The sequence below is a fragment of the Kitasatospora sp. NPDC059973 genome (assembly GCF_042737525.1).
Taxonomy (GTDB): Bacteria; Actinomycetota; Actinomycetes; order Streptomycetales; family Streptomycetaceae; genus Kitasatospora.
In genome coordinates this window covers 1-9,327 of sequence record NZ_JBHWUI010000238.1, presented here as the reverse complement: position 1 = coordinate 9,327, position 9,327 = coordinate 1, and the positions used below count along the sequence as shown (strand labels likewise).

7 protein-coding genes are annotated in these 9,327 nt (G+C 73.0%); 5 read left to right on the top strand and 2 right to left on the bottom strand.

Annotation, left to right across the window (positions count from 1 at the left end; all coding sequences use genetic code 11):
* Positions 1-38 precede the first annotated feature (38 nt).
* Complete coding sequence (locus ACFWA9_RS36230) at positions 39-1,490, bottom strand: APC family permease (RefSeq protein WP_380393303.1); 1,452 nt, start codon at positions 1,488-1,490, stop codon at positions 39-41.
* A 322-nt stretch (positions 1,491-1,812) separates the two neighbouring features.
* Between ACFWA9_RS36230 and ACFWA9_RS36225 the strand changes: the two genes are divergently transcribed.
* From ACFWA9_RS36225 to ACFWA9_RS36215, 3 genes are read left to right on the top strand one after another with little or no spacing between them, the layout of a single operon-like run.
* The gene (locus tag ACFWA9_RS36225) at positions 1,813-2,856 is read left to right on the top strand and encodes a chitinase (RefSeq protein WP_380393300.1); all 1,044 of its coding nucleotides are present in this window, start codon (positions 1,813-1,815) and stop codon (positions 2,854-2,856) included.
* A gap of 11 nt (positions 2,857-2,867) precedes the next feature.
* Complete coding sequence (locus ACFWA9_RS36220) at positions 2,868-4,523, top strand: glycosyl hydrolase family 8 (protein ID WP_380393298.1); 1,656 nt, start codon at positions 2,868-2,870, stop codon at positions 4,521-4,523.
* Entirely contained in the window at positions 4,523-6,619 is a 2,097-nt protein-coding gene (locus ACFWA9_RS36215; protein ID WP_380393295.1) for a PQQ-dependent sugar dehydrogenase, read from the top strand. The genes ACFWA9_RS36220 and ACFWA9_RS36215 overlap by 1 nt, the downstream gene beginning before the upstream one ends.
* Here ACFWA9_RS36215 and ACFWA9_RS36210 read toward each other — a convergent pair.
* On the bottom strand, positions 6,600-7,199 hold the full coding sequence (locus ACFWA9_RS36210) for an MFS transporter (protein ID WP_380393292.1): 600 nt from the start codon (positions 7,197-7,199) through the stop codon (positions 6,600-6,602). The two genes, ACFWA9_RS36215 and ACFWA9_RS36210, sit on opposite strands and share 20 nt — an antisense overlap.
* Positions 7,200-7,611: 412 nt before the next feature.
* Here ACFWA9_RS36210 and ACFWA9_RS36205 point away from each other — a divergent pair, with 412 nt between their 5' ends.
* A complete protein-coding gene (locus ACFWA9_RS36205; RefSeq protein WP_380393289.1) occupies positions 7,612-8,181 on the top strand; it encodes a hypothetical protein in 570 nt (189 codons plus the stop codon).
* Positions 8,182-8,561: 380 nt separating this feature from the next.
* On the top strand, positions 8,562-9,326 hold the full coding sequence (locus ACFWA9_RS36200) for an AAA family ATPase (RefSeq protein ID WP_380393286.1): 765 nt from the start codon (positions 8,562-8,564) through the stop codon (positions 9,324-9,326).
* Position 9,327 lies beyond the last annotated feature (1 nt).

The following is a 9,327-nucleotide window of genomic DNA, read 5'->3' as shown; positions in this document are numbered from 1 at the left end:
GCCGAAGCTCCGGGGCCGCCGCGCCGTCGTCGGACGGGTCAGACCGTGGCGTCCGCCGTGGCGGTCGGCGTGAGGTACTCCTCGCGGATCTCGCGGGGGCCGAAGGGCCAGGTGCGTTCGGCGCGGGCCCAGAGGAGGAAGGCGCCGCAGCCCGCGACGACCCAGGCCAGCGACCACTCGACGGGGTGGAAGCCGGGCGCGTTGCGGTCCGCGTAGCCGTAGATGACCAGCCAGCCGACGGCCGCGACGACGCCGGGCGCCGGGTAGAGCCACATCCTGTACGGCCGGACGAGTCCGGGCTGGCGGCGGCGCAGGACGGTGACCGCGACGATCTGGGCGAGGGCCTGGACGATCACCATCACGGTGGTGAGCAGGTTGATCAGCAGGGTCAGCGGGGGGTGGTCGGTGCTGGCGCCGAGGTGGCGGCCGAGCAGGAAGCCGGCCGCGGTGAGTACGCCCATGGCGGCCAGGCCGAGGACGGGGAAGCCGTGCCTGGGGTGCAGCCGGCCGAAGGCCCGGAAGAAGACGCCGTCGCGTGCCGCGTCGTAGGGCACCCGGGAGCCGCCGAACAGGCCGGCGAGGACGGAGGCGAAGGCGGTGACCAGGATCAGTACGGTGACCACCTGGGCGGCGCCCGTGCCCCAGGTGCTCTCCAGGACCGCCGAGGCGACCGACCTGGAGGCCACCGACTCCGGGTCGAGCATCGCGTGCCAGTCCATCGCGCCCAGGACGCCGATCTGCAGCAGCAGGTAGATGGTCATGATGCCGACGATGGACAGCACGATGGCGCGCGGCAGGACCCGGCCCGGGTCGCGGACCTCGGCGCCGACGTAGGCGGCGGTGTTGTACCCGAGGTAGTCGTAGATGCCGATGGTGAGGCCGGCCGCGAAGCCGATCCAGAACTGGCCGTGGGTGAGTTCGACGGCGTGCGCGGGCCAGTCGAAGGCGCGGCTCGGGCTGAAGTGGGTGTAGCAGGCCACGATCACGGCGAGCACCGAGAGGATCATCACCCCCCACATCACGGTGGTGAGCCGGGCGATGTTCTCGACCCGCCGCCAGAGCAGGAGCACCACCAGCGCGCAGAACGCGACCCCGACCAGGTCGCCCTGGCCGCTCGTCATGCCGGGCCAGAGGTAGCCGAGGTACTGGACGAAGCCGACCACGCCGGTGGACATGATCAGCGGGATGAAGAGCATGGCCGTCCAGACGAAGAGGAACGGCATCAGGCGCCCGGTCCGGTACTGGAAGGCCTCGCGCAGGTAGACGTACGTCCCGCCGGCGCCGGGCAGGGAAGCGCCGAGTTCGGCCCAGACCAGGCCGTCGGCGAGGGCCAGGACGGCGCCGGCTATCCAGCCGATGACGGCCTGCGGGCCGCCGAAGGCCGCGACCATCAGCGGGATCGTGACGAAGGGGCCGATGCCGCACATCTGGCTCATGTTGAGCGCGGTGGCCTGGAAGAGGCCGATTCTTCGGGTAAAGCCGGGGGACACCGGGGCCTCCGAACGTGGGGGAGTGGGGCGCCGGGCGGGGTGCCGGGGGGTTCAAGTTAGGGAGCATTACTTATTTCGTCAAGCCGCTCGGGCGGCAAGGGGGTTACTCCGGTGACAGTTGGGAAACTTTCCTAACGAAAGCCATTGACCGCGCGCCGCGCCGCCCCGATTCTGTAGGCGCCCGCTGTGGTCGCCGCCGTCCGCCCCGAGTGCTCCGCTCCTTCCTCCGCCTCGCTTCCATCCGCTTCGCTCCCCCCTCCGCCTCGCCCGTCTCCCCCTCGATCCGCCGTCGCAGGCGGTGGATCGGCGAAAGTGAGTTGGCATGCCCATATCTATCGGAGTCCGTCCGACCGCCCCGTCGGTGGTCGCAGTCCTCGGCTCGGCCGCCCTGCTGCTGGCCCCGGCGACCACCGCGACAGCCGCCCCGGCCGCGACAGCCGCCCAAGCCGCCCCGGTCGCTCCCGCCGCGGCGGCGGCCGTGCCCGCGATGGCCGCCGCGCCGTACGAGTACCTGGGCTGGGGCAGCCCGCAGAAGCCCACCGACGTGATGAAGGCGACCGGGGTGAAGTGGTTCACCCTGGCGTTCGTCCTCTCCGACGGCGGCTGCAACCCCAAGTGGGACGGCAGCCGGGCGCTGACCGGTGGGTCCGACGAAGCGGCGATCAAGTCCATCCGGGCGGCCGGCGGCGACGTGGTGATCTCGGTCGGCGGCTGGAGCGGCAACAAGCTGGGCGAGAAGTGCTCCAGCGCGAGCGCGCTCGCCGGCGCTTACCAGAAGGTGATCGACGCCTACAAGCTCAAGGCGCTGGACATCGACATCGAGGACACCGAGTTCTCCAACGCGACGGTCCGTCAGCGCGTCGTCGACGCCCTGAAGATCGTCAAGACCAAGAACCCGGGCATCGTCACCTACGTGACCATGGGCACTACCCCGAGCGGCCCGGACGCCACCGGGAAGGACCTGATCAAGCGCGGCGCGCAGGCCGGCCTCGCCAACGACGGCTGGGTGATCATGCCGTTCGACTTCGGCGGCCACAGCGGCACGATGGGCCAGGCCTCGGTCAGCGCGCTGGAGGGCCTGAAGGCGGCGGTCAAGAGCGCCTACGGCTACGGCGACGACGCCGCGTACCGGCACATCGGCGTCTCCTCGATGAACGGGAAGACCGACGAGGCGGGCGAGACGGTCACCACCGCCGACTTCCGGACCATCCTCGGCTACGCGCAGCAGCACCACCTGGCCCGGTACGCCTTCTGGTCGGTCAACCGCGACCGCGCCTGCGGCTCCGGCACGGACGCCGACGCCTGCAGCGGCGTCGCGCAGTCCCCGTACGAGTTCACCAAGATCGTCGTCCAGTACCAGGGCTGAGGAGCATTCCGATGACACGACCGAATACCAGACACCGCGGCCGCGCCGCGGCCCTGGTCGCGGGGGCCGGCCTGGCCGCCGGGCTGCTCGCGGCCCCGCCGGCCTCGGCCGCGCCGGTCCGCTACGAGGCGGAGGGCGCGGGCCTGTCGCAGGGCGTGGTGGAGTCCAACCACAGCGGCTACTCCGGCACCGGATTCGTCAACACCGACAACGCCACCGGCAGTTGGGTCGAGTTCACGGTCGACGCGGCGAGCGCGGGCAACGCCGTGCTCGGCATCCGCTACTCCAACGGGACCACCGCGAACCGCCCGGCGGCCGTGGCCGTCAACGGCGCCACGGTCGAGCCGGCCCGGGCCTTCCCGTCCACCGGGAGCTGGGACACCTGGGCGACCTCGACGCTCACCGTCCGGCTCACCGCCGGGGCCAACCGGATCCGGCTCACCTCCACCACCACCGGCGGCACGGCCAACCTCGACTACCTGGACGCCGACCTCGGCAGCGGCCCGGCCCCGGGCGGCCCCGCGGTGCCGTTCGGCAGCCACCGCTACCCGTACGCGGCCGGCACCCTCAAGCCCTCCGGCGCGCAGTCCGTGACCGACCAGCAGGTGATCGACAAGTACAACGCCTGGAAGGCCGCCTTCGTCCGGCAGAACTGCGGCAACGGCTGGTACGAGACCATCTCGCCGGACGCCGACCACCCGTACGTCGCCGAGGGCCAGGGCTACGGCATGGTGGTCACCGCCCTGATGGCCGGTGCGGACGCCAACGCGCGGACGGTCTTCGACGGCATGGTGAAGTTCGTGCTCGCCCACCCGTCGGTGAACAACGCCAACCTCCTCGCCGCCGAGCAGGACTCCTCCTGCCGCAGCGTCAACGGCTCCGACTCGGCGACCGACGGGGACCTGGACGTCGCGTACGGGCTGCTGCTCGCCGACCGGCAGTGGGGCAGCGGCGGGACGTACGACTACAAGGGCCTGGCCGTCAAGCACATCAACGCGATCAAGGCCAGTGAGGTCAACCCCACGACCCACCTGATGCGGCTCGGCGACTGGTCCACCTCGGGCGACTCCACCTACTACATCACCCGCTCCTCGGACTGGATGATCGACCACTTCCGCGCCTTCCGGGCCGCGACCGGCGACACCACCTGGGACACCGTCCGCACCGCCCACCAGAACCTGATCACCAAGCAGCAGAGCGGCTACGCCCCGAACACCGGGCTGCTCGCCGACTTCGTGGTCAACACCAACGGCACCGCCAAGCCCGCCGCCGGCGAGGTGCTGGAGAGCCCCCACGACGGGGACTACAGCTGGAACGCCTGCCGCGACCCGTGGCGGATCGGCGCGGACGCCGTCACCAGCGGGGACGCCGCCTCGCTCGCCTCGGCCCGAAAGATCAACACCTGGATCAAGGGCAAGACGGGCGGCGACCCGGCGACCATCGCCACCGGCTACAAGCTGAACGGCACGGTCTTCGAGAACGGCCGTGACATGGCCTTCACCGCGCCGTTCGTGGTCACCGCGATGACCGACCCGGGCTCGCAGGCCTGGCTGGACGCGCTCTGGGCCAAGCTGGCCGGCACCGCGATCGACCCGGCCCTCTACTACGGCGGCAGCGTGCAGCTGCAGTCGATGATCGTCGCCTCCGGAAACTACTGGGTGCCGTGATGACCGACACCGGACACCCGCGCACGACAGCCGCGGCGCACCGGCGGACGGCGCTCGCCCGGGCCGGCGGAGCGGCGCTCGCCGCGGCCGCCCTGGTCCTGGGGGCCGTGGCGGCGCCGCCCGCGGCGACCGCCGCCCCGGCGGCGAGCACCGACTACCAGGCCGAGGACGCCGTGCTCGCGCAGGCGAAGACGGCCACCAACCACACCGGGTACACCGGGACCGGCTTCGTCGACTACACCAACACCACCGGCTCCGCCGTCGAGTTCACGGTGAGCGCCACCGCGGCCGGAACGGCCTCGCTGGCCTTCCGGTACGCCAACGCCGGTACGGCGAACCGCCCGATGGACATCGCGGTCAACGGGAAGGTCGTCGCCGCCGGTGTCCCCTTCCCGCCCACCGCCGACTGGGACACCTGGGCGGAGAAGACCGTCGGCGTCGCCCTCGCCGCCGGCGCGAACCGGATCCGGGCCACCGCCACCACCGCCGACGGCGGCCCGAACCTCGACCGCCTCCGGGTGGGCGCGGCGGCCGACACCACCCCGCCGAGCCGTCCCGGCGCGCCGAGCTGCTCCGCCGTCGGGCCGAACGCTCTGACGCTGGGCTGGGGAGCCGCCGGCGACGACGTCGGCGTCGCCGCCTACGACATCTACGAGCACGGCAACAAGCTCGCCGAGGCCCCGGGCACCGCGACGTCCCGGCAGCTCACCGGGCTGGCCCCGGCCACCACCTACAACCTCACCGTGATCGCCCGGGACGCCTCCGGCAACGCCTCGCCGGCCAGCGTCGCCGTCGACTGCACCACCACGGCGGGCACCGACCCGGCGCCCGGCCGGCCGGGCACCCCGACCGTCTCGGCCGTCACCGCCACCGGCGCCACCCTGACCTGGGGCGCCGCGACGGACGACAAGGGCGTGGTCGGGTACGAGATCCGCAGCGGCTCCGCCGTCGTGAAGACCGTCACCGGCACCCCACCGGCCACCTCGGCGGCGGTCACCGGGCTCGCCTGCGACGCGCCGTTCACGCTCTCGGTGGTCGCCCGGGACACGGCGGGTAACTACTCGGCGCCGTCCGACCCCGTCTCCTTCACCACCGGCGCCTGCCCGGCCGACGGCGGCGTCCCGGGCTCCCCGAGCGCCCTCTCCACGGGGTGGACGATTCCCTGGGGCATCGCCTGGCTGCCGGACGGCACCACCTCGCTGGTCACCGAGCGGGACAGCTTCAAGGTCTTCCGGCTCACCACGGGCGGCGCCAAGACGGCGGTCGGCACCGTGCCCAACGCCGTCACCACCGACGGGGAGGGTGGCCTGCTCGGCATCGCCGTCGACCCCGACTGGGCGGGCAACCACTACGTGTACCTCATGCACACCGCCGCCGAGGGCAACCGGATCGTGCGGATGACGTACAACGGCTCCACGCTGAGCGGCTACAAGGTGCTGCTCCAGGGCATCAGGAAGAACCGCTACCACAACGGCGGCCGGCTGGCCTTCGGCCCCGACGGGTACCTGTACGCGTCGACCGGTGACGCCCAGACGTCCTCGCTGGCGCAGGACAAGAACTCGCTCAACGGGAAGATCCTGCGGCTGACCACCGACGGCAAGCCGGCCCCCGGCAACCCGTTCGGCAACTACGTCTACAGCTACGGTCACCGCAACCCGCAGGGCCTGGCGTTCGACCGCAACGGACGGCTCTGGGAGGCGGAGTTCGGCGACTCGAAGCGGGACGAGCTCAACCTGGTCAAACCCGGGGCCAACTACGGGTGGCCCACCTGCGAGGGCACCTGCGGCGTGGCCGGGATGACCGACCCCAAGGCGAGCTGGCCGGTCAACGAGGCCTCGCCGAGCGGGATCGCGATCGTGCGCAACGTGGTCTACATGGCGGCGCTGCGCGGTGAGCGGATGTGGCGCATCCCGATCGACGGGAACACCGAGAACGTCGGGACGCCGACCGCGTACTACGTCGGCGCCTACGGCCGGCTGCGGACGGTGTCCAAGGTGCCCGGCGCCGACCGGCTCTGGCTCACCACCACCAACGCCGACAACAACGGCGGGGCGGCCGACGGGGCCGACAAGGTCTTCACGATCTCGATCGGCTAGCGGCGCGGGGCGTCCTTACCGTGACGGCCCGGGCCCGGAGGAGTCTCCGGCCCGGGCCGTCACGGCCACCGAGAGGTGGGGCCGTCACGGCCTGCGCGGGGTGGGGCCGCCACGGCCTAGGCCCGCCGCCGACCAGCGGGCCGACCGCGACCGCCACCCCGATGGTCGCCCCGTACACGCCCATCGCGGTGCCCCGCTCGCGGCCGGGCGGGAACTCCTGGGCGACCAGGGCCGGCGACACCGCGAACACCACCGCGCCGCCGACGCCCTGGATCGCGCGGGACACGTTGAGGAAGGCCGGGTTCGGCGCCAGGGCGCAGAGCAGCGAGGCGCCGGAGAAGATCACCAGGCCGGCGGCGAAGGCCCGGCGCCGCCCGAGGCGGTCGGCGAGCGAGCCGGACGTCAGTACCAGTGCGGCCAGTGAGAGCGCGTAGGCGTCGAACACCCACTGGAGGTCGGCGAAGTCGGCGCCGAGGTCCTTGCGGATCGACGGCAGGGCGACGTTCACCACCGTGATGTCGAGCAGCAGCATGAACGTCGCCACGGAGACGGCGAGGAGGGTCCACCCCTTGCGTTGCACGGCTGCCGGTCTCCTTCGCCCTGTCCTCGTACTCCCGCCCGTGCGAGAGACGACGACCCGCCCTTCGCCCGCCGACCGGGCTCGGTCGGGACGGCACCGACCGTACGCACCACAGGGGTTCGAAGCCCGGCAAGCGCGACCGGACGGGCGGATACAGGACCTGTCCGGCGGAGACGGCGGCGCGCGGGCCGGACGGGCGTGGGGGCCGGTCGACCGTGGGTGATCGGCGCTGGGTGATCGGCGCCGGGCGGCCCGGTTGCTCTCCGTGGTCGCAAGGTCTCGATCTGCCAACGAAGTGTGCGGGATGTGCTGGTGGCGTGTGGTCACCCTGATTGAATCCCGAACATCTTTTCATCGGATCGGAGCGTCTCCCCTCGTGTCTCCCCTCATGCCCTCACGCACGTCCGCACGAATGTCGTCCCGCACGGCTGCACGCACGCGCGGCGGCCGTCGCGGCCTGGCCGCCGTCGCCGGACTCGTCCTCACCGTCGGTCTCGCGCTGACCGGGTGCGACCCGACGCCGGCCGACGGCGCCACCGCCGCCGCCTCCCCGCCCGCCGTCACGGCCCCGGCCGCACCCGTCGCCACCGTCCCGCCGGCCACCCCCGCACCGGTGGCCACCGCGCCCGCGCCCGCGCCCGTGGCGACCCCGTCGGCGGTGACCACGCCGGTGCCGCCCGCGGAGCCGCCAACCGCGCCGAGCACGGCCAGGCCCCAGTCGGCCGCGCCCAAGACGCAGCCGCCCGTCACCAAGGCCGCGCCGGAGCCCAAGGCGACCACCGCGAAGCCGCCGACGGACCCGGAGCCGACCGCGCAGCCCAAGGCGGCCGCCGGCGACTGCGAGATCCGCTCCAACGCCGGCAACTGCTACAAGGCTGGCCAGTTCTGCCGCGACGCCGACCTGGGCAAGAGCACCCACGAGGCCGGCGGCCGAGTGATCTACTGCCGCATGGTCAGCGGCAAGCCGCACTGGCAGGCCTGATCCGCCGGCCCGCACCGATGAGGCCCCCGCCCCGCCGGCGCCCTCATCGGTGTGGCCGCCAACCTCGACCTCCCACCACCCGACGCCTTGAAGTGCCGAGGTCAGTGACGTCCTCCGGACACGCACCGGGGCAGTTCACCGACCCGATGAGTGCCCACCTCGTCGGGCGGTCGGGGCCTTGCCCTCGGAAGAAGGCGACCGAGCGGATTCGCAGCCTGTCCGACACGGGCCTGCCGTGAGACCCGAGAGTGAAGGAGCGGCCGGCCCGCATCACTCCCACAGCGGTGAGCAGCGAACCCGTGGGGGTCTGGATGCCGCGGGCGGGCAGCCCGGAAACCGGTTGGTGGGCGCCGCGGAGCCGCCCGTAGACTCCGGTGCTCGTGACCGAGACCAGCGCCACCGCAACCGCCCATGCCGCCGACGCCGCCGACGCCGAGCTGATCGGGCACGCCGTCGCCGCCGCCGGGCAGGGAATGATCGACCGCGAGACCGTGGCCGAAGTGGTGGTCCTGTGCGCGGTGGCCGGCGAGCACCTGCTGGTCGTCGGCGCGCCGGGCACGGCCAAGTCCGAGGCGGTCCGCCGGATCGCGGGTCAGCTCGGCGGCCGCTACTTCGAGTACCTGCTCGGCCGGTTCACCGAGCCCAACGAGCTGTTCGGACCCGTCGACCTGCGTCGACTGCGCGAGGGCCGGATCGAGTTCGAGACCGCCGGGATGCTTCCCGAGGCCGAGATCGCCTTCCTCGACGAGGTGTTCCTCGGCTCCACCGCCGTCCTCAACACCCTGCTCGGCCTGCTCAACGAGCGGGTCTTCCGGCGCGGCGGCACCGTGCTGCACAGCCCGCTGCGGGTCTGCGTGGGCGCGGCCAACCACCTCCCGGACGACCCGGCGCTCGCCGCCTTCGCGGACCGCTTCCTGGCCCGGGTCTTCGTCGAGCCGGTGGCGGACGCGCGGCTGGAGGAACTGCTGGAGGCCGGCCGCCGGCCGGCGGCGTCCCCACTCCACCCGCGCGACCTCGCGGGTCCGGGCGTTCTCGCCGGTTCGGGCGATCCGATGGGCCCGACCGGCCTCGGGGGGGGGGGCGCCCCGCGCGGGGCCCGCGGCCCGCGGGGCGCCCCCCCCCCCGCCGCCGCCGGACGCTTATAAA